25 protein-coding genes are annotated in these 23279 nt (G+C 61.0%); 11 read left to right on the top strand and 14 right to left on the bottom strand.

The annotated features are described in order from the left end of the window. Positions 1-74: 74 nt before the first annotated feature. Together M5B97_RS09420 and M5B97_RS09415 are read left to right on the top strand one after the other, a co-directional pair. A complete protein-coding gene (locus M5B97_RS09420; RefSeq protein ID WP_123715450.1) occupies positions 75-1121 on the top strand; it encodes an N-acetylmuramidase family protein in 1047 nt (348 codons plus the stop codon). A 1-nt stretch (position 1122) separates the two neighbouring features. Next, the gene (locus M5B97_RS09415; RefSeq protein WP_123715451.1) at positions 1123-1713 is read left to right on the top strand and encodes a hypothetical protein; all 591 of its coding nucleotides are present in this window, start codon (positions 1123-1125) and stop codon (positions 1711-1713) included. Positions 1714-1734: 21 nt separating this feature from the next. On the opposite strand, the gene M5B97_RS09410 is transcribed toward M5B97_RS09415, so the two are convergent. Beyond that, positions 1735-2598 (bottom strand): LysR family transcriptional regulator, encoded by an 864-nt coding sequence (locus tag M5B97_RS09410; RefSeq protein ID WP_248731336.1) that lies wholly within the window; start codon positions 2596-2598, stop codon positions 1735-1737. 102 nt (positions 2599-2700) lie between these two features. Between M5B97_RS09410 and M5B97_RS09405 the strand changes: the two genes are divergently transcribed. Next, complete coding sequence (locus M5B97_RS09405; RefSeq protein ID WP_248731335.1) at positions 2701-3660, top strand: DMT family transporter; 960 nt, start codon at positions 2701-2703, stop codon at positions 3658-3660. Here M5B97_RS09405 and M5B97_RS09400 read toward each other — a convergent pair. Then, positions 3574-3945, bottom strand: coding sequence for a VOC family protein (locus M5B97_RS09400; RefSeq protein ID WP_123715452.1), 372 nt, complete (start codon positions 3943-3945; stop codon positions 3574-3576). The two genes, M5B97_RS09405 and M5B97_RS09400, sit on opposite strands and share 87 nt — an antisense overlap. Before the next feature lie 196 nt (positions 3946-4141). Here M5B97_RS09400 and dnaX point away from each other — a divergent pair, with 196 nt between their 5' ends. The 5 genes from dnaX to M5B97_RS09375 all read left to right on the top strand — a co-directional run bounded on the left by dnaX (position 4142) and on the right by M5B97_RS09375 (position 9660). Next, positions 4142-6187 (top strand): DNA polymerase III subunit gamma/tau, encoded by a 2046-nt coding sequence (gene dnaX / locus M5B97_RS09395; RefSeq protein ID WP_248731334.1) that lies wholly within the window; start codon positions 4142-4144, stop codon positions 6185-6187. A gap of 43 nt (positions 6188-6230) precedes the next feature. Next, on the top strand, positions 6231-6569 hold the full coding sequence (locus M5B97_RS09390) for a YbaB/EbfC family nucleoid-associated protein (RefSeq protein ID WP_003193199.1): 339 nt from the start codon (positions 6231-6233) through the stop codon (positions 6567-6569). A 134-nt stretch (positions 6570-6703) separates the two neighbouring features. Then, positions 6704-7738 (top strand): NADP-dependent oxidoreductase, encoded by a 1035-nt coding sequence (locus tag M5B97_RS09385; RefSeq protein WP_248731333.1) that lies wholly within the window; start codon positions 6704-6706, stop codon positions 7736-7738. A 66-nt stretch (positions 7739-7804) separates the two neighbouring features. Next, the gene (recR, locus tag M5B97_RS09380) at positions 7805-8407 is read left to right on the top strand and encodes a recombination mediator RecR (RefSeq protein WP_015885312.1); all 603 of its coding nucleotides are present in this window, start codon (positions 7805-7807) and stop codon (positions 8405-8407) included. A gap of 104 nt (positions 8408-8511) precedes the next feature. Further along, the gene (locus M5B97_RS09375; RefSeq protein ID WP_248731332.1) at positions 8512-9660 is read left to right on the top strand and encodes an acyl-CoA dehydrogenase family protein; all 1149 of its coding nucleotides are present in this window, start codon (positions 8512-8514) and stop codon (positions 9658-9660) included. Here the strand turns inward: M5B97_RS09375 and M5B97_RS09370 are convergent, their stop codons facing one another. Both M5B97_RS09370 and fnr read right to left on the bottom strand, forming a co-directional pair. Then, positions 9661-10209, bottom strand: coding sequence for an adenine phosphoribosyltransferase (locus M5B97_RS09370; RefSeq protein ID WP_248731331.1), 549 nt, complete (start codon positions 10207-10209; stop codon positions 9661-9663). It lies immediately after the preceding gene. 81 nt (positions 10210-10290) lie between these two features. Further along, on the bottom strand, positions 10291-11025 hold the full coding sequence (fnr, locus tag M5B97_RS09365; protein WP_123715457.1) for a fumarate/nitrate reduction transcriptional regulator Fnr: 735 nt from the start codon (positions 11023-11025) through the stop codon (positions 10291-10293). Between the two features lie 154 nt (positions 11026-11179). On the opposite strand from fnr, the gene M5B97_RS09360 reads away from it, so the two are divergent. Beyond that, positions 11180-11662: a hypothetical protein gene (locus M5B97_RS09360; RefSeq protein ID WP_123715458.1), complete on the top strand. Its 483-nt coding sequence runs from the start codon at positions 11180-11182 to the stop codon at positions 11660-11662. 6 nt (positions 11663-11668) lie between these two features. Here the strand turns inward: M5B97_RS09360 and hemN are convergent, their stop codons facing one another. The 6 genes from hemN to ccoG all read right to left on the bottom strand — a co-directional run bounded on the left by hemN (position 11669) and on the right by ccoG (position 18525). Then, entirely contained in the window at positions 11669-13051 is a 1383-nt protein-coding gene (gene hemN, locus M5B97_RS09355; RefSeq protein ID WP_134656970.1) for an oxygen-independent coproporphyrinogen III oxidase, read from the bottom strand. A 103-nt stretch (positions 13052-13154) separates the two neighbouring features. Further along, complete coding sequence (locus tag M5B97_RS09350) at positions 13155-13838, bottom strand: sulfite exporter TauE/SafE family protein (RefSeq protein ID WP_248731392.1); 684 nt, start codon at positions 13836-13838, stop codon at positions 13155-13157. Continuing rightward, a complete protein-coding gene (gene ccoS / locus M5B97_RS09345; protein ID WP_123715461.1) occupies positions 13831-14046 on the bottom strand; it encodes a cbb3-type cytochrome oxidase assembly protein CcoS in 216 nt (71 codons plus the stop codon). The genes M5B97_RS09350 and ccoS overlap by 8 nt, the downstream gene beginning before the upstream one ends. 22 nt (positions 14047-14068) lie before the next feature. Next, complete coding sequence (locus M5B97_RS09340) at positions 14069-16519, bottom strand: heavy metal translocating P-type ATPase (protein WP_248731330.1); 2451 nt, start codon at positions 16517-16519, stop codon at positions 14069-14071. 25 nt (positions 16520-16544) lie between these two features. Continuing rightward, positions 16545-17078, bottom strand: coding sequence for a FixH family protein (locus M5B97_RS09335; protein WP_248731329.1), 534 nt, complete (start codon positions 17076-17078; stop codon positions 16545-16547). Positions 17079-17109: 31 nt separating this feature from the next. Next, positions 17110-18525, bottom strand: coding sequence for a cytochrome c oxidase accessory protein CcoG (gene ccoG / locus M5B97_RS09330; RefSeq protein ID WP_248731328.1), 1416 nt, complete (start codon positions 18523-18525; stop codon positions 17110-17112). Positions 18526-18851: 326 nt separating this feature from the next. Between ccoG and M5B97_RS09325 the strand changes: the two genes are divergently transcribed. Together M5B97_RS09325 and M5B97_RS09320 are read left to right on the top strand one after the other, a co-directional pair. Continuing rightward, positions 18852-19244 carry a hypothetical protein gene (locus tag M5B97_RS09325; RefSeq protein WP_148046859.1) on the top strand — a complete coding sequence of 131 codons (393 nt, stop codon included), beginning with the start codon at positions 18852-18854 and terminating at the stop codon, positions 19242-19244. Positions 19245-19403: 159 nt separating this feature from the next. Then, positions 19404-19841 (top strand): hypothetical protein, encoded by a 438-nt coding sequence (locus tag M5B97_RS09320; RefSeq protein ID WP_248731327.1) that lies wholly within the window; start codon positions 19404-19406, stop codon positions 19839-19841. A gap of 62 nt (positions 19842-19903) precedes the next feature. Here the strand turns inward: M5B97_RS09320 and ccoP are convergent, their stop codons facing one another. The 4 genes from ccoP to ccoN are packed head-to-tail and all read right to left on the bottom strand — an operon-like array spanning position 19904 to position 23119. Further along, a complete protein-coding gene (ccoP, locus tag M5B97_RS09315) occupies positions 19904-20881 on the bottom strand; it encodes a cytochrome-c oxidase, cbb3-type subunit III (RefSeq protein ID WP_248731326.1) in 978 nt (325 codons plus the stop codon). Then, positions 20878-21063, bottom strand: coding sequence for a CcoQ/FixQ family Cbb3-type cytochrome c oxidase assembly chaperone (locus tag M5B97_RS09310; RefSeq protein ID WP_032831505.1), 186 nt, complete (start codon positions 21061-21063; stop codon positions 20878-20880). Before M5B97_RS09310 ends, ccoP begins: the two co-directional genes overlap by 4 nt. Positions 21064-21068: 5 nt before the next feature. After that, complete coding sequence (gene ccoO, locus M5B97_RS09305; RefSeq protein WP_003193167.1) at positions 21069-21677, bottom strand: cytochrome-c oxidase, cbb3-type subunit II; 609 nt, start codon at positions 21675-21677, stop codon at positions 21069-21071. Continuing rightward, positions 21677-23119 carry a cytochrome-c oxidase, cbb3-type subunit I gene (gene ccoN / locus M5B97_RS09300; protein WP_134656964.1) on the bottom strand — a complete coding sequence of 481 codons (1443 nt, stop codon included), beginning with the start codon at positions 23117-23119 and terminating at the stop codon, positions 21677-21679. Before ccoN ends, ccoO begins: the two co-directional genes overlap by 1 nt. Between the last annotated feature and the right edge of the window lie 160 nt (positions 23120-23279).

The raw sequence follows: 23279 nt of genomic DNA, 5'->3' as shown, positions 1-23279 counted from the left end.
GTTTCAGAGTATGACAAGGGTATGCGGATGATATTGAAGTGCTATCACTTCTTTAACTAACAAGGATGTCTGTCATGAAAAGCCTGCAAGGGTTGCCTCGACTTATCAGTGCTTCGGTAGGTGCTCCCGGTAAAGCCCGCAACTTGCCCGCCGATGTGCAGTGCATCCAGTACTTATTCAATCTGATCATTCCGAAAATGGGTTTTCCGCTGGCCGAAAACGGCAAGTGCGATGGCCAGTTGGTGCAATGCATCAGCCAGTATCAATTCCGTCACCTCAAGTATGCCCACCCCGATGGCGTGATCGACCCTACCGGGCGCACCTTCAACAGCCTGATCGAAGAAGCGGTGAAGGTACCGGTGAAGGCTTACCCGAACATGCGCATTCCGAGCTTTCTCAATGTGTTCGGCAACAACCAGGGGGACGCGGTGCAGGCCACGGTCAATGTGTACCTGGACCGCATGCGCGCGATGATCGAGGCCGAGCGGCGTAACCGCCAGTTGATGCTCCAAGCCACGTGCGACGGCGGCATGACGCTCAGCGAGACCGACTTCCAGAACGCTGCCACGCAGTTGGGTGGTGGCATTTCGGTGAATATCATCAAGGCGTTTGCCACGGTGGAGTCCGGTGGGCGTTCGGGGTTCGGGCCAGCCAAGTTGCCGGTGATTGCTTTCGAAGGGCACCTGTTTCGCAAGTACACCAAGCACATCTACGACCAGGCGCACCCGCTGCTGTCTTACCCCTACAAGAAGAAGGCCGGTCCGCAGTGGCAGACCAATAACAAGGACCAGACCAAGGCCTGGGAAACCATGGCCACCGCCTTTGCCCTGGATCAGGAAGCGGCGTTGATGTCTGCATCCTGGGGCATGTTTCAGATCATGGGATTCAACTACGCGTCATGCGGTTACAAGACGGTGTTTGAATTCGCGGCGGCATTAAAAGTGAATGCCGGCAACCAACTAAAGGCTTTCCTCGGTTTTTGCAGCAAGAGTCCGGCGTTGATGAAAGCCATGAAAGCCAAGGATTTCACTGGCATGGCGCGCAACTATAACGGCGAGGACTACGGCAACTATGACGTCCTTATGCAAAAAGCCTACGAAAAACTGGAAGGGAAAAAATAACATGATGCGTTTTCTAGCGATGGGTGTGTTGTCGTTGTGCGCCGCAGTACCTGCCTTTGCCGGTTCGCCCGCGTTGCATTCAGGCAAATACGAAGGGCTGATGCTGGCAGTGACGCCTGAGCATCAGGTTGAAGGCTACTACTCCGAAGCAATGGGCGAGGGTGTGACCCGCAGCTGCTCGTTCTACCTGCAAGGCAAGCCCGCTGCGCTGACCACCTGGCTCGACAACGCCTACCCCGGCAGCGTGGCACCGTCGTCGGACGGTGTGACCCTGACCGTGGCAGAAGGCCGCCAGCACCCTGGTTGCCTCAATGTGCTGATGCCGGAGATCGCCACCGGCCTGGACCTGTCCCAGACCGCCAACACGAAATGGATCGGCCTGGTCAAGGTGTCCGCCGACAAGGCTTACCTGCTCAAGAGCCCAAGTGCCAAGGCCGCCAAGCGCCCTTACATCGTCAAGAATGACGTGGTCGGCGTGCTGGCGTTCAAGGATGGCTGGGCTCAGGTAGAGTTCATCAATGCCGAGGATCGCTCGTTCACCGGCTGGATCAGCCAGGACCAGTACGCCCGTCTGGCCGCCCCGAAGAGCTGAGTCGATACAGGTCGAACGGTGTCAGCCAAAGGTTTCCCGCAGTAACCCGGCGAAAGCATCCCGCGCCAGATGCCGCTGGGTGTCCTTGTGCCAGAACAGCAGGTTGTCCACCGCCTGCAGTTCCTCGAACCGGTACGACGCCAGCTGATTGGCCTGCTCATAGCGGGCCAGGATGCCCTCGGGCGCCAACGCCACGCCAATGCCCGCACTGACGCAACCGATGATTGTGCCCCAGCTTGCATAGCTGGCGATGCTCGGCTTGAAGTCGTGAGGTCTGACCCAGTTTTCCAGTGCGGCGCGGTAGGGGCAGCCGGGCGGCCACACCAGCAAGGTGCGCCCGGCCAGGTCCTTGGCGCTGTTGATCGGTGCGCTGGAGGCGCTGGCGATCAACACCAGGCGCTCGCTGTAGACCACGCTGTGTTCGAGCTTGGCGCGCCTGCTGCCGCTGGCCACCAAGGCCACATCGAGGCGGTGGTGTTGCAGATCATCGAGCAGTTGCGCCCAGGCGCCGGTGACCAGTTCCAGGCTGACATCGGGGTAGCGCCGTTGGTATTCCGCGAGCAAGGGCGGCAGGCGTCCGCTGGCGCTGGATTCCACGGCACCGATGCGCAAAGTGCCCCGGGGAATTGCGTTGGCATCCACTGCGCGTTTGGATTCCTCCACTAACGCCAGGATGCGCTCGCAGTACTCCAGGAAGATTTCACCGGCAGCACTGATCGCCAGCCCACGCCCGGCCCGGATGAACAGGGGCGTGCCCAACTCGCTTTCCAACTGCTTGATGCGTGTGGTGATGTTCGACGGCACGCAGTGCAGTTGCAGGGCGGCCTGTGCCACGCTGCCGGTTTGCGCCACGGCTCGCACCATTTTCAGTTGGGCCAGTTCCATTGCTCAGTTCCAGTGATTTCAGAAGTCAGAAACAGTTAATTGTCCTGCGTCCCGTGCAAGCCAAGACTGACTGCATTCCTACTCAGTTTGCGGATGCCGTCAATGAATACCCCGTCACCCTTGAAGCTTACGCTAGTCATCGCCGGCGTCATCCTCTGCTGGGCCTACTCGCCGATTGGTGTGCATATGGGACTGCACAGCTACAGCCCCGGGCAACTGGCATTGCTGCGATTCTTGATCGCGTCGGTATTCATGGCCGGTGTCGCGCTGGCAGCAGGTATCGGTCGGCCGCGCCTGCGGGACCTGCCGTGGTTGCTGGTGCTGGGGTTTTTTGGCGTGTTTCTGCATCACACCAGCCTCAACCATGGGCAGCAGTGGGTGACGGCGGCGGCGTCCAGTGTGCTGGCCCAGTCGGCGCCCTTGTTCAGTGTGCTGATCGCGTCTCTCTGCTTGAAGGAGCGTGTCAGCGCCTGGCGTTGGGGCTGCGTGCTGCTGGGGTTGGCCGGTGTGCTGATCGTGGTCTGGGGCGACGCGGGCAGGGGGGAGTTCGACCCGCGGGGCTTGCTGATCCTGCTGGCGGCGGTTTCGTGGAGTATCTATTTCGCCATCCAGAAGCACTACGCGCACCGCTACAGCCCGCTGACCATGGCGTGCTACATGGTGTGGGCCGGCACATTGATGCTGTGCGTGAACCTGCCTGGCCTGCCGGGCGCAGTGATGCGGGCGCCGTTGCCGGAGAACTTGTCGGTGTTGGTATTGGGCATTTTCCCCAGTGCGCTGGCCTACCTGGCCTGGGGGTATGTGTTGAAGCATGTCGAAGTCAGTCGCGCATCGGTGGCGATGTACCTGATCCCACCAGTGGCGATGGTGATGGCAGCGACGCTGCTGGGCGAGCACATTGCGTTGCAGGTGATGCTCGGCGGGGTGCTCGTGTTGGCCAGCGTGGCTGCCATCGCCCTGGAAGGACGCCGACGTTCAGTCGCTCAGGCAGAGCGCCCGCAGCCGGTGGCCGTCGAGGTCCTGGGCGACAAAGGTGTAGCCGAAATCCATGGCGGTCGGTGACTGGATGATCATCGCCCCCCGTTCCACCCAATGCTGGTGCAGGGCATCGACAGCCGCTTTGTCGGGCAGCGAGAAGCCCAATTCGGCACCTCCCACGGTGGCCTGGGCCGCCGGCTCTACGGTGTGCCGCGACCACAGGCCCAGCTTCACGCCGTTGTCGAGGATGAACAGGGCGAACGTCGGGCCCAGTTCCACAGGGGGCTTGTCCAGCAGGCGGCTGTAAAATCTGGCGCTGGCGGCTGGGCTGTCGACGTACAGCAGGAAGTAGTGAGCGACGGTATTCATGCAGGCTCCTTGAGCACGGGTGGTGAGTGAAACCGAGTCTATAAGGCCGTGCTGTCAGTTCTTGTCAGGAGCGTGTCGGGTGCAACGCAGAGCCTGCCAGCTCCGCGAAATCAGATTAGACGAGCGTGCCGGATGCAATTTCGCCCTTGCTCCGCTAGCATTACCGGCCTCTGCTCTCCAGTTGCGACGGTTTTCGATGAGTTATCAGGTTCTTGCACGTAAATGGCGTCCGCGCTCGTTCCGCGAAATGGTCGGCCAGACCCATGTGCTCAAGGCTCTGATCAATGCCTTGGACAGCCAGCGGCTGCACCACGCCTACCTGTTCACCGGGACTCGGGGGGTGGGCAAGACCACCATTGCGCGCATCATCGCCAAATGCCTGAACTGTGAAACCGGCATCACCTCGACACCCTGCGGCACCTGCTCGGTGTGCCGGGAAATCGACGAAGGGCGCTTCGTCGACCTGATCGAGATCGACGCCGCGAGCCGCACCAAGGTCGAAGACACCCGCGAACTGCTCGACAACGTGCAGTACGCACCCAGTCGTGGTCGCTTCAAGGTCTACCTGATCGACGAAGTGCACATGCTTTCCAGCCACTCCTTCAACGCCTTGCTGAAGACCCTGGAAGAGCCGCCACCCTACGTCAAATTCATTCTGGCCACGACCGACCCGCAGAAACTTCCTGCGACGATTTTGTCGCGGTGCCTGCAATTCTCCCTGAAAAACATGACCCCAGAGCGCGTGGTCGAGCATTTGACCCACGTGCTGGGCGTCGAGAACGTGCCGTTCGAAGACGACGCGTTGTGGCTGCTCGGTCGCGCTGCCGATGGTTCGATGCGCGATGCCATGAGCCTCACCGACCAGGCCATCGCCTTCGGTGAAGGCAAGGTCATGGCCGCCGATGTGCGCGCCATGCTTGGCACCCTCGACCACGGCCAGGTATTCGATGTGCTGCACGCGCTGATCGAAGGCGACGCCAAGGCGTTGCTCGAAGCCGTGCGCCACCTGTCGGAGCAAGGCCCGGACTGGAACGGCGTGCTCTCGGAAATCCTCAATGTGCTGCACCGTGTCGCCATTGCCCAGGCGCTGCCTGAAGGTGTCGACAACGGTCATGGCGACCGCGACCGCGTGTTGGCCCTGGCCCAGGCGTTGCCGGCTGAAGACGTGCAGTTCTACTACCAGATGGGCCTGATCGGCCGCCGGGACCTGCCTTTGGCACCGGACCCGCGCGGCGGCTTTGAAATGGTCCTGCTGCGGATGCTGGCCTTCCGGCCGGCGGACACGGCAGACGCGCCGAGACAGCCGCTAAAGCCAGTGGGGATCAGCCAGGCCACAGTTGATTCCGCCAAACCAGTGGCTGGTGCGGCGGTCGTCGCGCCAGTGGTTGCTGCGCCTGCGCCGGTTGTTCCTGAACCTGAACCTGAACCAGTGCCTGTGGCCGCTCCCGTGGCCGAACCGCAGCCGGTTGCCGAGCCTGAGCCGGTCGTCGACCTGCCTTGGAACGACCCGGTGGAGGCCGAGTTGCAGCCAGCCGTGGAGCCCGTGCTGGAAACCAGTGGCGAGCAGCCCGAGCTGACGCCGATGCCAACGCCGACCCCGGACAGTGTGGTGCCGGATGCCCCCGAGTGGGTCAGCGCGCCGGTTCCCGAGCCGACCGTCGCCCAGGTGGATGCCGCCACCCCAGGCATTGACCTCGACGACGAACCGCCGCTGGACGAAGACTACATCGAGCCGGACATGGATTCGGCCTACAGTTACCTGGACGACCTGGCCAGCGAACACACGGCCGAGCCGGCTCCGGAGCCCGAAGCCGAGCCCGCTGCGGCACCGGCTACCGGCCTGGCCTTGCAATGGCTGGAGTTGTTCCCGAAATTGCCGATTTCCGGCATGACCGGGAGCATCGCCGCCAACTGCACGCTGATCTCCATCGAAGGCGATCACTGGCTGCTGCACCTGGACCCGGCCCACAGCGCGCTGTTCAACGCCACGCAGCAGCGTCGTCTCAACGATGCCCTGAACCAGTACCATGAGCGTACGCTGACCATCACCATCGAGTTGATCAAGCCTGAGCAGGAAACCCCGGCGCAGGCCGCCACGCGTCGGCGTATCAACCGTCAGCGCGAAGCGGAAGACTCGATCCACGGTGATCCGCTCATCCAGCAAATGATGCAACAGTTCGGCGCAGTCGTTCGCCAAGATACAATTGAACCTGTCGAAGCCCCGGTGCCCCAGGCATCCTGACGCCGGGCTACTAAATTGATCCACGTACTTTGAGGTGATTCCCATGATGAAAGGTGGCATGGCCGGCCTGATGAAGCAGGCGCAGCAGATGCAGGAAAAGATGGCCAAGATGCAGGAAGAGCTGGCCAACGCCGAAGTCACCGGTAAAGCCGGTGGCGATATGGTCAGTGTGGTGATGACCGGTCGTCACGACATCAAGCGCGTGAGCATCGACCCAAGCGTATTGCCAGGTGTTGGCGAAGACGATCTGGAAATGCTGGAAGCGTTGTTCGCCGCCGCCGTCAATGACGCGGTGCGCAAGATCGAAGCCAACAGCCAGGACAAAATGTCCGGCGTGACCGCTGGCATGCAACTGCCGCCGGGCATGAAGCTGCCGTTCTGATCGAGCCGCTTTAGCTGGACTCCAATGCCAGGCTTCGTGCCTGGCATTTTTGTTTGTGCTGATCCAATCGAACCCTGGCAGGGTGCGTAAGGTCTGCACCCTATACCGACATATTCGATAAAGGAGACCTCCCCATGCCTCAAGAACCGGTCCTGAACCAGCGCATTGTTCTGGTCTCGCGCCCCCAGGGCGCGCCGACACCGGAAAACTTTCGCCTGGAACGCGTGAACCTGCCGGAATTGGCGGACGGCCAGGTATTGCTGAAGACGTTGTACCTGTCCCTCGACCCCTACATGCGCGGACGCATGAGCGATGCCCCGTCCTACGCAGCACCGGTGGAAATCGACGAGGTGATGACCGGTGGTGCCGTCAGCCGTATTGAGCAATCCCGTAATCCCAAATTCGAAGTAGGCGACCTGGTAGTTGGCTCAACCGGCTGGCAGAGCCACAGTATTTCCGACGGTCGCAACCTGATGCCTGTGCCCAAGGGCCTGGCGAGCCCCTCGATGGCGCTGGGCGTGCTGGGGATGCCGGGCATGACCGCCTACATGGGATTGATGGATATCGGCCAGCCCAAGCCCGGGGAGACCCTGGTTGTGGCGGCGGCGTCCGGCGCGGTGGGTTCGGTGGTGGGGCAGGTGGCCAAGCTCAAGGGCTTGCGTGTGGTCGGTATTGCGGGAGGTGCCGACAAGTGCCGCTACGTGGTGGACGAATTGGGCTTTGATGCCTGTGTCGATCACAAAAGCGAGCATTTTGCCGATGAGCTTTCCCAGGCGTGCTTCAAGGGCGTGGACATCTACTTTGAAAACGTCGGGGGCAAAGTCTTCGATGCCGTGCTGCCGCTGCTCAACCCAAAGGCACGTATTCCCCTGTGCGGCCTGATCGCCGGCTATAACGCGCATGAGGCGCCGAGTGGACCGGATCGTCTGCCGGCACTGCAACGTACTTTGCTCACCAAGCGCGTGCGTATCCAGGGCTTTATTGTGTTCGACGACTATGGCGACCGCCAGCCCGAGTTCCTCAGTGCGATGGCGCCGTGGGTGCGCGACGGCAAGATCAAGTTCCGTGAGGACGTGGTCGACGGCCTGGAGCAAGCACCCGAAGCCTTTATCGGTTTGCTGGAAGGGCGCAACTTCGGCAAGTTGGTGGTGCGCGTCGCGCAGGATTGAGCATTTGACGCTAATCCGGGGCGCGGGTATAAACCGCGTCTCGTTGTTTTGTCGGACCCATTGCCCATGAGCTTCAGCCCCCTGATTCGTCAACTGATCGACGCCCTGCGTACCTTGCCGGGCGTCGGTCAGAAAACCGCCCAACGCATGGCGCTGCAACTGCTGGAGCGCGATCGCAGCGGCGGCACCCGGTTGGCCCAGGCTCTGAGCCAGGCCATGACCGGAGTGGGTCACTGTCGCCAGTGCCGCACCCTCACCGAGGAAGAACTCTGCCCGCAATGCGCCGACCCACGTCGTGACGACACACTGCTGTGCGTGGTGGAAGGGCCGATGGATGTGTACGCGGTGGAGCAGACCGGTTATCGCGGGCGCTACTTCGTGCTCAAGGGACACTTGTCGCCACTGGACGGCCTGGGGCCGGAAGCCATCGGTATTCCGCAACTGGTGGCACGGATTGAAGAGCAGGGCACTTTTACTGAAGTGATCCTGGCCACCAACCCTACGGTGGAAGGTGAAGCCACGGCGCACTACATCGCCCAGCTGTTGACCAATAAAGGCCTGATCACTTCGCGTATTGCCCATGGCGTGCCGTTGGGCGGCGAGTTGGAGTTGGTGGATGGCGGCACCCTGGCCCACTCATTCGCCGGACGTAAGCCGATCGCGCTCTAAAAACCACAGCGCTGTGGTTGTGTAGGGTTGGCAGCGTTTGCATTTGGGTTGATAACCAAGCAAGCGCTTGGTAAGTTTGCTCCACCTCACCGTGGAGTTTGCCGATGTCTGCCTATCAGGACTACTTCGATCCCAGCCACCAATTGGTCCGCGATAGCGTGCGCCGTTTTGTCGAGCGCGAGCTATTGCCGGGCGTCGAGCAATGGGAAGAGACCGAAAGCTTTCCCCGTGAGCTGTACCTCAAGGCAGGCGCCGCAGGGATTCTGGGCATCGGTTATCCCGAAGCGCTTGGTGGTAGTCATGAGGGCGACCTGTTCGCCAAGGTGGCTGCCAGTGAGGAACTGATGCGCTGCGGGTCTGGCGGTGTGGTGGCGGGCTTGGGTTCGCTGGATATCGGCTTGCCACCCGTCGTCAAATGGGCAAGGTCCGAGGTGCGCGACCGTGTGGTACCGCCGGTGTTGGCCGGTGAAAAGATCATCGCCTTGGCCGTGACCGAGCCTAGCGGCGGCTCTGATGTGGCCAATCTGCAAACCCGTGCGGTCCGTGAGGGCGAACATTACCGCGTCAGCGGTAGCAAAACCTTCATCACCAGTGGCATCCGCGCCGACTTCTACACGGTGGCCGTACGCACCGGGGGGCCGGGCTTTGGCGGCATCAGCCTGTTGCTCATCGAAAAAGGCACCCCGGGTTTCACGGTCGGTCAGCCCCTGAAGAAAATGGGCTGGTGGGCGTCGGATACGGCTGAGTTGTTCTTCGACGATTGCCGGGTGCCCGTGGGCAACCTGATCGGCGCCGAAAATATGGGGTTCGCCTGCATCATGGGCAACTTCCAGAGCGAGCGCCTGGCCCTGGCGCTGATGGCCAACATGACCGCGCAACTGGCGCTCGAGGAAAGCCTCAAATGGGCCACCCAGCGCGAAGCATTCGGCAAGCCCATCGGCAAGTTTCAGGTGCTCAAGCACCGTTTGGCGGAAATGGCCACTGCAGTGGAAGTGTCCCGGGAGTTCACCTATCGCCAGGCGGCCAAGATGGCCGCCGGCAAGAGCGTGATCAAGGAGATTTCCATGGCCAAGAACCTCGCCACCGACACGGCTGACCGCGTCACTTATGACGCCGTGCAGATCCTCGGTGGCCAGGGTTATATGCGTGGCAGCCTGGTGGAGCGGCTGTACCGCGACAACCGCATCCTGTCCATCGGTGGGGGGACGCGCGAAGTGATGAATGAAATCATCAGCAAGCAGATGGGGCTTTGATCACCGCTCGGTCAATGCAAACTGGGTCAGGCAAAACGTTGGAACTCCCATATCTTCCAGGCGCTGTGAACCACCCAGCTCCGGAAGATCGATGATCGCCGCAGCTTCGAAGATTTTCGCGCCCATTCGACGTACCAGGTTGGCAGCCGCGATCAGGGTGCCACCGGTGGCGATCAGGTCATCGAACATCAGCACTGAATCGCCTTCGCACAAACTGTCGGCGTGCACTTCCAGGAAGGCTTCGCCGTACTCGGTCTGATAACCCTCGGCCAGCACGTCGGCAGGCAGTTTGCCTTGCTTGCGGAACAGGATCAGCGGCTTGTTCAACTGGTAGGCGATGATCGAGCCGATCAGAAAGCCCCGGGCATCCATCGCGCCGATATGGGTGAAGTCGGCCTCCACGTAGCGATGGGCAAAGCTGTCGGCTACCAGGCGCAGGGCGCGGGGCGATTGGAACAGCGGGGTAATGTCACGAAAGATCACCCCAGGCTTGGGGAAATCGATGACAGGGCGGATCAGGGATTTGATGTCGAACGAATCGAAGGTCATCGTCGAAGAGTCCTGGGAGCGGAAAACGGACTCGAAGTATACCTGCGGCCTTGCCGAATGGCGCGGCCGCAGGTGGCTGGATCAACTGTCCAGCGAACCCCCGGCCAGCGAGCACAACTGGATCGGGTCAAGGATATGCACTTCCTTGCCTTCGGCGGCGATCAGCTCGTTCTGCTGGAAGCGGGTAAACACCCGGGAAACGGTTTCCACCGCCAGGCCCAGGTAATTGCCGATTTCATTGCGCGACATGCTCAGTCGGAACTGGTTGGCCGAGAAGCCACGGGCACGGAAGCGTGCCGACAGGTTGACCAGGAATGTAGCGATGCGCTCGTCTGCGGTTTTTTTCGACAACAACAGCATCATCTGTTGATCGTCGCGAATCTCGCGGCTCATCACGCGCATCAATTGGCGGCGCAGCTGCGGCAGTTGCAGGGCCAATTCATCCAGGCGCTCGAAGGGGATTTCGCACACCGACGTAGTCTCCAGAGCCTGGGCCGACACCGGGTGAATCTCGGTGTCCATGCCGGACAACCCGACCAATTCGCTGGGCAGGTGGAAACCGGTGATTTGTTCTTCGCCGCTGTCGCTCAGGCTGAACGTTTTCAAGGCACCCGAACGTACTGCATAGACGGAGTCAAACTTGTCTCCCTGGCGAAACAGGAACTCGCCCTTTTTCAGCGGCCGGCCGCGTTTAACGATGTCGTCCAGCGCATCCATGTCTTCCAGATTCAATGAAAGTGGCAGGCAGAGGGGAGCCAGGCTGCAATCCTTGCAATGAGCCTGGCTGTGAGCGCGCAGTTTAACTGGCTCGGACATTTCTTAAATCCTTGTGGGAAATCACACATAAGACGTAAGGGTAACGCACCGAGGGTAGATCAGGCCAGCACGTACAAAAAAGCAGCAGTGATATAAAGCTCTCTGTATCGATGCCGATACATGGATGTATTCCCTATGAGCTGGAGCTCAGATCATGTCAGTCAGCACCCTCCAGAGCCCAACGATCAACGTACCGGTTGTTGCGATCTTGAAACCTTCTGATGTCGTAAAGGAAAAGGACAAGGACAACGACGCCACCCAGACTGCATCGTCAGTGCCACCCAAAGCCACTGAAGGCGTCAAAGTGACCATTTCCGGTGCAGGCATGGGCGCCTCCAAAGCCGATGGCGAGAACAGCGATATCGACAACAGTAACCTGAGCGATAACGTCAAGCAGTTGCTGAAAATGATCCGTGAACTCAAAAAGCAACTGGCCGAAAAAATGGCCGAACTGGCAGCGGTCATGGCCGACACCTCTATGACGCCCGAGGCGCGCATGGCCAAGTTGGCTAACCTGCAGAGCGCTGTGTCGGCATTGCAGGCCAGCTTTACCACCGCTCAAAACGCTTTGGCCAAAGCGCTGAAAGACGCGCCACCGGCGTCTCAATTGGAAGCCATGAGCCTGGCTTCGCGATAACTGCGCTCAGATCACCCGTGAAAATCGTTGCCTGTTCTGGTGCTCCAGATAGGCATCGAACACCATGCACACCGAGCGCACCAGCAAGCGCCCGGCCGGTAGTACGCGGATGCCCTGTGCGTCCAGTTCGATCAGACCGTCTGCCGCCATTGTCTGCAGCTGTGGCCACAAGTCGTCGAAATAGCCTCGGAAATCAATGTTGAACGCCTGTTCGATCTGCTCGAATCCCAGGCTGAAATTGCAGATCAACTGCTGAATCACCTCCCGCCGTAACCGATCGTCCGTTGTGCACACCAAGCCACGGCTGGTAGCCAATTGCGCACCGGCCAGAGCGTTCTGGTACTGGTTGAGATCGCTGCTGTTCTGGCAATACAGGTCGCCGATCTGGCTGATCGCCGAGACACCCAGCCCGATCAAGTCGCAATGGCCGTGGGTGGTATAGCCCTGGAAATTGCGCTGCAACGTGCCTTCTTCCTGAGCGATAGCCAATTCGTCATCCGGCAGGGCGAAGTGGTCCATGCCGATGTAACGGTAGCCGGCTTGGGTCAACTGCTCGATGGTGGTTTGCAGCATCAGCAGTTTTGCCGCCGGGGACGGCAGATCCTCGGTGTGGATTCGCCGCTGCGGCATGAAGCGCTCTGGCAGGTGCGCATAGTTGAATACCGACAGGCGATCCGGTTGCAGGCTGATCACTTCTTCCACTGTGCGCGCGAAGTTCAACGGCGTTTGCTTGGGCAAGCCGTAGATCAAATCGATGTTGATTGAGCGAAACTGCAAGGTGCGCGCTGCGTCGATCACCGCGCGGGTTTCTTCCAGGCTTTGCAGGCGGTTGACCGCCCGTTGCACCTCGGGGTCGAGGTCTTGCAGGCCGATGCTCACGCGGTTGAAACCCAGTTCACGCAACAGGCCCATGGTGGCCCAATCGGCTTCGCGGGGGTCGATCTCGATGCCGTAGTCGCCCGAGTCGTCGCCGAGCAAATTGAAGTGCTGGCGCAGGTGTGTCATCACCTGGCGCAGTTCGTCGTGGCTGAGAAAGGTCGGGGTGCCACCGCCGAGGTGCAACTGTTCCACCGGCTGCTTCGGATCAAGGTGACAGGCCACCAGTTGGATTTCCTGCTCCAGGCGTTGCAGGTAGGCTTGGGCGCGGCCGCGGTCCTTGGTGATCACCTTGTTACACGCGCAGTAATAGCAAATGTTCGCGCAGAACGGCACGTGCACATACAGCGACAAAGGGCGCACGGCTTTGCGGCTGTCGCGCAGGGCGTGCAGCAGGTCGAAGGTGCCGACCTGGCTGTCGAATTGCACGGCGGTGGGATAGGACGTGTAGCGTGGCCCCGCCAAGTCGTAGCGGTGAATCAGATCTGTGTCCCAACGAATGGCGTCGAGCATGCGGGCGGTCCCCCGGATAGGCTAGTGGGCCGAGTCTAGGGGCGCGCCGCTGGTGGCATCTTGATTTGCATCAACAGGGAGCGGCGCTATGCCACATGGCCTTTTAATGACCCATTAGCCAGTGCTGATGCGGGCCGGGTAACGTCCAGATGCCAAACACCATCACCCATACGCCGCCGGCCACGCGCACGCTGCGTTTGCGCAGCAAGGCGGTGACGCGTTCGGCTGCCAGGCCGGTCGCCAGCAGTACCGGCCAGGTGCCCAGGCCAAACGCCAGCATCAGCAGCGCACTGTCCAGCGCATTACCCTGGCTCGCCGCCCACAGCAGGGTGCTGTAGACCAACCCACAGGGCAACCAGCCCCAGAGTGCGCCCAGCAGCAACGCGCGGGGCAGGCTGGAGACCGGCAGCAAACGGGTGGCGACGGGCTGGATGTAGCGCCACAGGCCGCGACCGAGGCTTTCGATACGGGTCAGGCCGCTCCACCAGCCGGCCAGGTACAGGCCCATGCTGATCAGCAGCAGCCCGGCGAGAACGCGCATGAACATCGCCGCCGGGCTGTTGGCCACCGCCCAGCCGGCGAGGCCGATCAACAGTCCGGCCGTTGCGTAGCTGAGGATGCGCCCCAGGTTGTAGGCCAGCAGCAGGCGGAACCTGCGGCCGCATTGCTCCTTGGGGATCGCCAGGGTCAGTGCGCCCATCAGCCCGCCGCACATGCCCAGGCAATGGCCGCCGCCGAGCACGCCGAGGATCAGCGCCGAGACCGCCAGGGGGGCCAGTTCAAGCATCATGGGGTGGGGCTTTGGGCGGTTGTTCCGGGCCGTTCGCTTCGTCGACGGCGGCCAGGTGATTCGGGTCCTGATCGTCAAACAGCACGCTGTGGGCCGGGCCGTCGAGGTCTTCGTACTGGCCGCTGTCCACGGCCCAGAAGAAGATGTAAATGGCTACGCCCACTAATAGCAGCGCCGCCGGGATCATCACGTATAGAGCTGGCATCTGCACTCCATGCCCGCACGCCTCAAACCGGCAGCGGGCGGGTTACCAAAGGGGCGCCGGCGGACTGCGCACTCGGCAGGCGAGTCAGGCGCAGAGCATTGAGCACCACGGTCAACGAACTGAGGGACATGCCGATCGCGGCCCAGATCGGGGTGATCCAACCCAGGGCGGCAAACGGCAGCATAAGGCCATTGTACAGCCCGGCCCACAGCAGGTTCTCAATGATTACCCGACGGGTGCGCCGCGCCAGGGTAAAGGCTTGCACCAGAGCGTCAAGACGATTGGACAGCAGCACCGCGTCGGCGCTGGTTTTCGCCAGGTCCGTGGCCGAACCCATGGCCACGCTGATATCGGCGGCGGCAAGCACCGGCACATCGTTGACGCCATCGCCCAGCATCAGCACTTTACGGCCTTCCTGGTGCAAGCGTTGCAGCACCAGCAGCTTGTCATCCGGGCGCAGGCCGCCGTGGGCTTCGTCGATGCCCAGGTCAGCGGCGACGCTGGCGACCATTGGCGAACTGTCGCCGGACAGCAACAGCGTGCGCCAGCCACGGGCCTTGCACGCAGCCAGCAGTGACGGCGCATCGCTGCGCAAGCGGTCATCCAGCACAAACCAGGCAAGGGCGCCGTGGCTGTCGCCCAGCAGCAGCCATTGCCCGGCTTCATCCGGCGAATCGGGCGGCAGGCAGCCACTCAGCTCGCAGACAAAGGCGGGGTGGCCGATGCGCAACCGGCGTTCCCCCACGCGGCCCTCCAGCCCGAGTCCTGGCGCGCTGAGCACTTCTTCAGCGGCCTGCGGCGCGCGCCCGAAGGCACGGGCTATGGGATGTTCGGAGCGGTTTTCCAGGGCGGCGGCGAGGCTCAGGCAGTCATCGCTGTTCAGCGTGCCCAGAGGGCGAATGGCACGTAATGCCAGGCGGCCTTCCGTGAGGGTGCCGGTCTTGTCGAAAATCACCGTGTCAATCTGGTTCAAACCTTCCAGTACATGGCCGCGGGTCAGCAACAGCCCGAGTTTGTGCAGGGTGCCGGTGGCGGCGGTGAGGGCGGTCGGGGTAGCCAGGGACAGCGCGCACGGGCAGGTCGCCACCAACATCGCCAGGACGATCCAGAACGCCCGGGTGGGCTCCAGTTGCCACCAGACCAGGCCGATCAGCAGGGCGGCGATCAGCGAGCACAACAGGAACCACTGCGCCGCGCGGTCGGCGATTTGCGCCAGGCGGGGTTTCTCGGCCTGGGCGCGTTCCAGCAGGCGCACGATGGCGGACAGACGGGTCTCGTGGCCCAAGGCGCGCACCTCGACGGTCAGTGCACCTTCGACGTTAAGCGTGCCGGCGGTGACGGTGTCGCCGGTAAAGCGCGATTGCGGCAGGTATTCGCCGGTCAGCAACGACTCATCGATGCTGGATTGACCGTCGAGAATCACTCCGTCTGCAGGCAGTACGGCGCCTGGCCGCACAAGTACCCGGTCACCCAGTGCCAACTCGCTGAGCAGGATACGCTCGCTCTGACCGTCGTTTTTCAAGCGCAGGCACGAGGCGGGCAACAGGTTGACCAACTGCGCGGTGGCGGCGGCGGTACGCTCGCGAGCGCGGCGCTCCAGGTACCGACCGGCCAACAGGAACAGCGCGAACATGCCTACCGCATCGAAATACAGTTCGCCGGTACCGGTAATCGCCGTCCAGATGCCCGCCAGGTAGGCACCGCCAATCGCCAGGGACACCGACACATCCATGGTCAGGTGACGTGTACGCAAATCGCGCAGGGCGCCCTTGAAAAACGGCGCGCAGCTGTAGAAGACGATAGGGGTTGTGAGAAACATCGCCACCCAGCGCAGGATCACATGCAGTTCCGGGCTCAAGTCGATATTGAATTCCGGCCAGGTCGCCATGGTTGCCATCATCGCCTGGAACCATAGCAAGCCGGCTACGCCCAACTGGCGCAGGGCCAGGCGGTTCTCGCTGGCCAATTGTTCGGCCGCGCGGTCCGCCTGGTAGGGGTGGGCGGCATAGCCGATATGGCGCAGCTCACTGAGCAACTGACTCAACGGCAACTGCGCATCGGCCCAGCGTACCTGCAAGCGATGGTTGGACAGGTTCAGCCGCGCCTCGGCCACGGCGGGCAGGCTGCGCAGGTGTTTTTCGATCAGCCAGCCACACGCGGCGCAACTGATGCCTTCCATCAACAAGGTGGCTTCCGCCAGTTCGCCCTCGTGGCGTACAAAGGGTTTTTGCACGTCGGCGCGGTCATACAGTGCCAATTCGTCGACTAATTGCACCGGCAGCGCCTCGGGGTTGGCCGAGGCCTCGCTGCGGTGTTGGTAGTAGCTTTCCAGCCCACCGGCGACGATGGCTTCGGCCACCGCCTGGCAGCCCGGGCAGCACAGTTCCCGGCGTTCACCGAGGATTCTGGCGGTAAACCGGCTGCCGGCCGGGACGGGCAGGGCGCAGTGGTAGCAGGGGATGGGGCTGGTCATGGCGGGTTCCGCTGACATCAAGGTGTCACTGGTCTTCAGCACCTTGCAGCGGCTCGTCACCCAGCAGCAAGTCCTTGTCGTGGCTGACCTGCTCTTCTTCGAACATGCGCCAGGTCTTGTCGCCTTCTACGCCGAGCAATTCCACGAAGCGCCGGCCGTCGACCTTGTCCGTCACCTGGCCGATGTAGCGGCCGGGTTCGCTGTCGCTACGGGTCAGGATGATCTTGCGATCCTTCTCAGGCTGGGTCGGCGAAATCAGGTTCAGTTCCAGGGTGTTCGGGTTGCTGTTGCCGGTCAGGCGCAGGTCGACTTCGCCGGTCAACTCGTCCAGGTGCACCGATGCGCGCAGTTGCAGGGTCTGGGCCAGTTGTTCACGATCCAGCGAACGGTTGATGCCTTTGCCGGCCTCGTAATAGTTGTCGTTGACCAGGTTGTCGGGGTTGTTCACCGCGATAGTCACCATGGACAGGGTCAAGGTCACCGAGCAGGCCAGGATGCCAATGATGATCCAGGGCCAGAGGTGCTTGTACCAAGGGCTTGCGGCAGTTGCTGCGGGCATTGTGGCGCTCTCTTTTAACGGTTTTTTTTGTTTATCGGACCTGGGGGCCAATGAATCGGCTCTTGGCTTCAACGTGAACGCTGTCGTCGTCGGCATCCTTGAGGATGAATGTCACCTCGTTGGTGCTCGAGGGCAGTTGCTCGGGGGCGCTGGACAGTTCCACCGGCATGCTGAAGATATCCCCGGCGGCGACTTTGATCTCGCGGCGGCCCTGCAGCTTGAGGTCCGGCAGGCCGGCTGCGTCGAGCACATAAGTGTGGTCGCGCTGGTCCTTGTTCATGATCTTCAGGCTGTAGACGTTTTCGATGCGACCTTCGGCATTTTCGCGATAGAGCACGCGGTCTTTGCTGACATCGAAGCCCACCAGCGAGCGCATGAAAAAGGCCGTGACCAGCAGGCTGATCATCGCCAGCAGCACCAGCGCGTAGCCGATCAACCGTGGGCGCAGCTTGTGAGTCTTCTGCCCGGACAGGTTGTGCTCGGTGGTGTAGCTGATCAGGCCACGTGGGTATTCCATCTTGTCCATGATGTTGTCGCAGGCGTCGATACAGGCGGCGCAGCCAATGCATTCGATCTGCAGGCCGTCGCGGATATCGATCCCGGTAGGGCACACCTGCACGCACATCGTGCAGTCGATGCAATCGCCCAGGCCCTGAGCCTGGTAGTCGGTGCCTTTTTTACGCGGTCCACGGACTTCGCCACGGCGTGGGTCGTAGGAGACGATCAGGGTGTCTTTGTCGAACATCACGCTCTGGAAGCGAGCGTACGGACACATGTAGATGCACACCTGTTCGCGCAGCCAGCCGGCATTGCCATAGGTGGCGAGGGTGAAGAAACCCACCCAGAAATACGACCAGCCATCGGCCTGGCCGGTGAAGAAGTCGAACACCAATTCGCGTATCGGCGAGAAGTAGCCGACAAACGTCATGCCGGTAACGAAACCGATCAACAGCCACAGGCTGTGCTTGCTGAATTTACGCAGGAATTTGTTGGCGCCCATGGGCGCTTTATCGAGTTTGATGCGTTGGTTGCGGTCGCCTTCGGTGACCTTTTCGCACCACATGAAGATCCAGGTCCACACACTTTGCGGGCAGGTATAACCGCACCACACGCGACCGGCGTACACCGTGATAAAAAACAGGCCGAACGCCGCCACGATCAAGATGCCCGAGAGCAGGATGAAATCCTGGGGCCAGAACGTTGCGCCGAAAATGAAGAACTTGCGCTCCGGCAAGTTCCACCACACCGCCTGATGCCCGCCCCAGTTCAACCACACCGTGCCGAAATACAGCAGGAACAGACCGGCACCGCCGAGCATGCGCAAATTGCGAAACAGCCCTGTGAAGGCGCGGGTATAGATTTTCTCTCGCGAGGCGTAGAGATCGACAGTGTTGCTGGCGTTTTTGGCAGGCGGGGTAACGTCGTGTACCGGTATCTGGTTGCTCATCATTGCATCCCACGGCGGTAGAGATTGCCTCGGCCAGTACGTGCCAACCGGGGTCAAGAATAGGCTTTTGCAGTGGCGTAATGATACGCCTGTGGTCCTGTGCAAAGGGTGCGACCTTTGGTCGCGTTGGGGGAAATCAATTGATGGTGTACGTGACCTGGGTCAATTGACTTTTGAAGTATGGACGGTTTTTGCGTTTTAGCGGTCATTCGTCTCCTCGCGTTGGATTGTGTTTCGCTGTTTTGCCAGAGGGAACCGGTGGCTACGGTGCGGTACTCACTGAGGTTCCCTCCCCAAGGAGGGTGCTATTACTCAAGGAAGACGACATGCGAATTGAAAGACCTGTTGTACCTGCACCGATGCGTAACCAACCCGGCCAACGGTCGGTGGACATCATGCCGGATTGGGTGAACCGCCCATACCGTCCGAGCACCAGCGATGTGCATTTGATCCAGGAGATGCTCTTCAACTTTGGCGCGTTGGAGGATCGCAATCAAAGAGGGCTGATCACGCTCGACTCCCTGATGGATTTTGCCTACCCAGCGGCTGGGCGGCGCACGCGCGATTTCGCCCTGCGGAACGTGGTGCGGGATTTTCTGCAGCGTGATGAGCTCAGGGCGCTGGCCGATCAAGGGTGGAATGACGGGCCGAATGATAAGTACGAAGTGAAAAACCTGCTGACGGTGCTGGAGATTTATAGTTTGCCGAATCCGAAATAACGTTGCGTTGGGAAAGGCGTTAATTATCTATTTGAATGTGCTTGTAATGTAATCGGCCAAGTATGTTTCGTTGTTTGTTTATCAGGAACTGAGTGTCGTGACATGGCACTCATTGGGACGCCCGCCAAGTGACGGGTGTTCCATCAAGGAGAAGATGCGATGCAAATTGGAAACAGTGGTTTGAATCCACATGTAGGTGTTCGACTGCCTGCGCCTGTCGGCCCTGGGTTTGGGTTTTACCGGCCCAGCCTGGCGGACAGAAAACTCATCGAGGCGATGATCAAGCATTTTTCGGCCTTGGAAGACCCTGGCGACAAAGGGTATATCACCCTGGAGTCGCTGAAGCACATCGCCTACCCACGGGCCGGCCGCCGAGACGTTCCGCCTGCACTCCAGCAAATCGCCCGAGACTTCCTGAACCACGACGTTCTCAGGGTATTGGCTGATCGAGATCCGTATCGGCGGTTGGATGATAAGTACGACTGGGAAAACCTCAACATTGTGCTTAAGCAAGCACACGGTCCGACTGTACCTTTGCCGCGCCCGTATCCGGGGCCCAACACTCCGGGGCAGGGAAACTACATCGTGCCTGCTTGACCAAGGTGCCGTATAAAAGCCCCGCGCAGCGTGACTGCGTGGGGCTTTTTCATACGGCAGGCTTATTCCGCGCCTGCCTCTTTATCCCCATGGGACAAGCTGTAAACATACGCCGCCAACAAGTGCACCTTGTCATTGCCTTGCAGCAACTCCTGCGCTGGCATCTGGCCCTGGCGGCCATAACGGATGGTCTGCTGCAGTTGGGCGAAGCTGGAACCGTAGATGAATGCGCCCGGGTGAGTCAGGTCGGGTGCGCCCATCGCTGGGGTGCCTTTGCCGGCAGGACCATGGCAGGCCACGCAGTTGGCAGCGAAAAGTTTCGCGCCGTTGGCCACGTCGGCCTTGGCACCTTCCGGCAATTTGCGGCCGTCGAGGTTGGTCACCACAAAGCCTGCCACGTCGGCCACGCCTTGTTCGCCGATGACTTCGGCCCAGGCCGGCATCACCGCATGGCGGCCTTTCATGATGGTTTCCTTGATGGTGGCCGGTTCGCCCCCCCAGCGCCAGTCGGCGTCGGTCAGGTTGGGAAACCCGTAGGCGCCCTTGGCGTCGGAACCGTGGCACACCGAGCAGTTGGAGGCAAACAGTCGGCCCCCCATCTTCAAGGCCTGCGGGTCCTTGGCCACTTCTTCAATCGGCATCGCGGCGAACTTGGCGAAGATCGGCCCGAACTTGGCGTCCGACTTGGCCATTTCCTTTTCCCATTCGTGCACGCCGGTCCAGCCGGTCTGGCCGTTGGCGAACGGGGTTTGCTTGTCAGTGTCGAGGTAGTTGTAGCCCGGCAGCAGGCCCTTCCAATTGCCCAGGCCAGGGTAGAGCGCGAGGTAGCCGAGGGCGAAGATGATGGTGCCGACAAACAACATGAACCACCATTTCGGCAGCGGGTTGTCATATTCCTCGATGCCGTCGAACGAGTGGCCGACGGTCTCGTCGGTCTGCTCGGCGCGCTGGCCCCGGCGGGTGGACAGCAGCAGCCAGGTCAGGGCGAAGATGGTACCCAGACTGAGGACTGTGACGTACAGACTCCAGAACGTAGTCATTCTTTGTTACTCCTAGAAGCTTGCTCGACGTGCTTGATGGCTTCGGGATCATCCGCAAAGGGCAGCAAGGTCGCGTCTTCAAACTCCGACTTGCGCTTGGGGCTGAACACCCACAACGCCAGGCCGACAAAGGCCACCATCACCACAACGGTGCCCAGGCCACGAATCATCCCGATATCCATGAAGATCACCGTTTGCTTTTGATGATGGTGCCAAGGCCCTGCAGGTAGGCCACCAATGCGTCCATTTCGGTCTTGCCTTTCACGGCGGCGGCGGCACCGGCGATGTCTTCGTCGGTGTAGGGCACGCCCAGGGTGCGCAAGACTTCCATCTTCTTCGCGGTGTCCTTGCCGTCGAGCTTGTTTTCCACGAGGAACGGATACGCCGGCATTTTCGACTCAGGCACCACGTTGCGCGGGTTGTACAAATGCGCGCGCTGCCAGTCATCGGAGTAACGACCGCCGACACGGGCCAGGTCCGGGCCGGTACGCTTGGAACCCCACAGGAACGGGTGGTCCCATACGCTTTCGCCGGCGACCGAGTAATGGCCGTAGCGTTCGGTTTCGGCACGGAACGGACGGATCATCTGCGAGTGGCAGCCGACACAACCGTTGGCGATGTAGACGTCGCGGCCTTCCAGTTCAAGGGCGGTGCGCGGCTTCATGCCTTCGACCGGCTTGTTGGTCACGTCCTGGAAGAACAGCGGAACGATCTGGGTCAGGCCGCCGATGCTCACGGCGATGACCATGAAGAAGGCCAGCAGGCCGATATTCTTCTCGACTACTTCATGCTTCATCAGTGGGCTCCCACAACGGCGATCTTGGCGGCGGCTTCGGCTTCTGCAGGGTCGGCGGCACGCACGGTGCGCCAGACGTTGTAGGCCATGAGGAACATGCCGCTGGCAAAGAACGCTCCGCCCAGGGCGCGGACGATGTAGCCCGGATGGCTGGCTTGCAGCGCTTCGACGAAGGAGTAGGTGAGGGTGCCGTCATCGTTGATCGCACGCCACATCAAGCCCTGGGTAATACCGTTGACCCACATCGAGGCGATGTAGAGCACGGTGCCGATGGTGGCCAGCCAGAAGTGCGCATTGATCAGCCCGACGCTGTGCATCTGCGCACGGCCGAACAGTTTGGGGATCATGTGGTAAAGCGCGCCGATGGAGATCATCGCTACCCAGCCCAGGGCGCCGGCGTGTACGTGGCCGATGGTCCAGTCGGTGTAGTGGGACAGCGAGTTGACGGTCTTGATGGCCATCATCGGACCTTCGAAGGTCGACATGCCGTAGAACGCCAGGGAGACCACCAGGAAGCGCAGAATCGGGTCGGTGCGCAATTTATGCCAGGCGCCCGACAGGGTCATCATGCCGTTGATCATGCCGCCCCAGCTGGGGGCCAGCAGGATGATCGACATCGCCATACCCAGCGACTGCGCCCAGTCCGGCAGCGCGGTGTAGTGCAGGTGGTGCGGGCCGGCCCAGATGTACAGGGTGATCAGTGCCCAGAAGTGCACGATGGACAGGCGATAGGAGTAGATCGGCCGTTCAGCCTGCTTGGGCACGAAGTAGTACATCATCCCCAGGAAGCCGGTGGTGAGGAAGAAGCCCACGGCATTGTGGCCGTACCACCACTGGATCATCGCGTCCGTCGCCCCGGCATAGGCCGAATAGGATTTGAACCAGCTCACCGGCAAGGACGCGTGGTTGACGATGTGCAGCATCGCCGTCACCAGGATGAACGCGCCGTAAAACCAGTTACCCACGTAGATGTGCTTGGTCTTGCGCTTGACGATGGTGCCGAAAAACACCACGGCGTAGGTCACCCACACAATCGCGAGCAAAATGGCGATCGGCCATTCCAGCTCGGCGTATTCCTTGGTGGTGGTGTAGCCCAGGGGCAGGGTGATGATGGCGCCGAGGATCACGGCTTGCCAGCCCCAGAAGGTGAACGCGGCGAGGCCGTCGGAGATCAGTCGCGTCTGGCAGGTTCGCTGCACGACATAGTAGGAGGTGGCAAACAATGCACATCCGCCGAAGGCGAAAATCACCAGGTTGGTGTGCAGCGGGCGCAGACGGCCGAAGGTCGTCCATGGCAAGCCGAAATTCAATTGCGGCCAAACCAGTTGCGAGGCGATGAACACCCCGAGCCCCATGCCAAGGATCCCCCAGACCACCGTCATGATGGCGAACTGGCGGACTACCTTATAGTTATAAGCAGTCGGACTGATTGCTGTGCTCATTCTAAGGTTCCACGGTTTAGGTTTTTTTATAGGTAAAATCGGCCGCAAGTATGTAGAAAGCGAGGGGTCATTGCAACGCAATGACTGACCTGTATCAATGCGTTCCACGCCAGATTCTGCGCCCTTTCCATGTTTTGCGTAAGGACAAAATCCGAATTGG

The sequence above is a fragment of the Pseudomonas sp. MWU13-2517 genome, assembly GCF_023242545.1.
GTDB lineage: Bacteria > Pseudomonadota > Gammaproteobacteria > Pseudomonadales > Pseudomonadaceae > Aquipseudomonas.
The sequence above is the reverse complement of the archived record's forward strand: the minus strand, read 5'-3'. Positions and strand labels throughout refer to the sequence as shown.

What these genes read in the sequence shown, in the direction of transcription:
- M5B97_RS09420 (WP_123715450.1), top strand. Translation starts at nt 75, where the DNA reads ATGAAAAGCCTGCAAGGGTTGCCTCGACTTATCAGTGCTTCGGTAGGT.
- M5B97_RS09415 (WP_123715451.1), top strand. Translation starts at nt 1,123, where the DNA reads ATGATGCGTTTTCTAGCGATGGGTGTGTTGTCGTTGTGCGCCGCAGTA.
- M5B97_RS09410 (WP_248731336.1), bottom strand. Translation starts at nt 2,598, where the DNA reads ATGGAACTGGCCCAACTGAAAATGGTGCGAGCCGTGGCGCAAACCGGC.
- M5B97_RS09405 (WP_248731335.1), top strand. Translation starts at nt 2,701, where the DNA reads ATGAATACCCCGTCACCCTTGAAGCTTACGCTAGTCATCGCCGGCGTC.
- M5B97_RS09400 (WP_123715452.1), bottom strand. Translation starts at nt 3,945, where the DNA reads ATGAATACCGTCGCTCACTACTTCCTGCTGTACGTCGACAGCCCAGCC.
- dnaX (WP_248731334.1), top strand. Translation starts at nt 4,142, where the DNA reads ATGAGTTATCAGGTTCTTGCACGTAAATGGCGTCCGCGCTCGTTCCGC.
- M5B97_RS09390 (WP_003193199.1), top strand. Translation starts at nt 6,231, where the DNA reads ATGATGAAAGGTGGCATGGCCGGCCTGATGAAGCAGGCGCAGCAGATG.
- M5B97_RS09385 (WP_248731333.1), top strand. Translation starts at nt 6,704, where the DNA reads ATGCCTCAAGAACCGGTCCTGAACCAGCGCATTGTTCTGGTCTCGCGC.
- recR (WP_015885312.1), top strand. Translation starts at nt 7,805, where the DNA reads ATGAGCTTCAGCCCCCTGATTCGTCAACTGATCGACGCCCTGCGTACC.
- M5B97_RS09375 (WP_248731332.1), top strand. Translation starts at nt 8,512, where the DNA reads ATGTCTGCCTATCAGGACTACTTCGATCCCAGCCACCAATTGGTCCGC.
- M5B97_RS09370 (WP_248731331.1), bottom strand. Translation starts at nt 10,209, where the DNA reads ATGACCTTCGATTCGTTCGACATCAAATCCCTGATCCGCCCTGTCATC.
- fnr (WP_123715457.1), bottom strand. Translation starts at nt 11,025, where the DNA reads ATGTCCGAGCCAGTTAAACTGCGCGCTCACAGCCAGGCTCATTGCAAG.
- M5B97_RS09360 (WP_123715458.1), top strand. Translation starts at nt 11,180, where the DNA reads ATGTCAGTCAGCACCCTCCAGAGCCCAACGATCAACGTACCGGTTGTT.
- hemN (WP_134656970.1), bottom strand. Translation starts at nt 13,051, where the DNA reads ATGCTCGACGCCATTCGTTGGGACACAGATCTGATTCACCGCTACGAC.
- M5B97_RS09350 (WP_248731392.1), bottom strand. Translation starts at nt 13,838, where the DNA reads ATGCTTGAACTGGCCCCCCTGGCGGTCTCGGCGCTGATCCTCGGCGTG.
- ccoS (WP_123715461.1), bottom strand. Translation starts at nt 14,046, where the DNA reads ATGCCAGCTCTATACGTGATGATCCCGGCGGCGCTGCTATTAGTGGGC.
- M5B97_RS09340 (WP_248731330.1), bottom strand. Translation starts at nt 16,519, where the DNA reads ATGACCAGCCCCATCCCCTGCTACCACTGCGCCCTGCCCGTCCCGGCC.
- M5B97_RS09335 (WP_248731329.1), bottom strand. Translation starts at nt 17,078, where the DNA reads ATGCCCGCAGCAACTGCCGCAAGCCCTTGGTACAAGCACCTCTGGCCC.
- ccoG (WP_248731328.1), bottom strand. Translation starts at nt 18,525, where the DNA reads ATGAGCAACCAGATACCGGTACACGACGTTACCCCGCCTGCCAAAAAC.
- M5B97_RS09325 (WP_148046859.1), top strand. Translation starts at nt 18,852, where the DNA reads ATGCGAATTGAAAGACCTGTTGTACCTGCACCGATGCGTAACCAACCC.
- M5B97_RS09320 (WP_248731327.1), top strand. Translation starts at nt 19,404, where the DNA reads ATGCAAATTGGAAACAGTGGTTTGAATCCACATGTAGGTGTTCGACTG.
- ccoP (WP_248731326.1), bottom strand. Translation starts at nt 20,881, where the DNA reads ATGACTACGTTCTGGAGTCTGTACGTCACAGTCCTCAGTCTGGGTACC.
- M5B97_RS09310 (WP_032831505.1), bottom strand. Translation starts at nt 21,063, where the DNA reads ATGGATATCGGGATGATTCGTGGCCTGGGCACCGTTGTGGTGATGGTG.
- ccoO (WP_003193167.1), bottom strand. Translation starts at nt 21,677, where the DNA reads ATGAAGCATGAAGTAGTCGAGAAGAATATCGGCCTGCTGGCCTTCTTC.
- ccoN (WP_134656964.1), bottom strand. Translation starts at nt 23,119, where the DNA reads ATGAGCACAGCAATCAGTCCGACTGCTTATAACTATAAGGTAGTCCGC.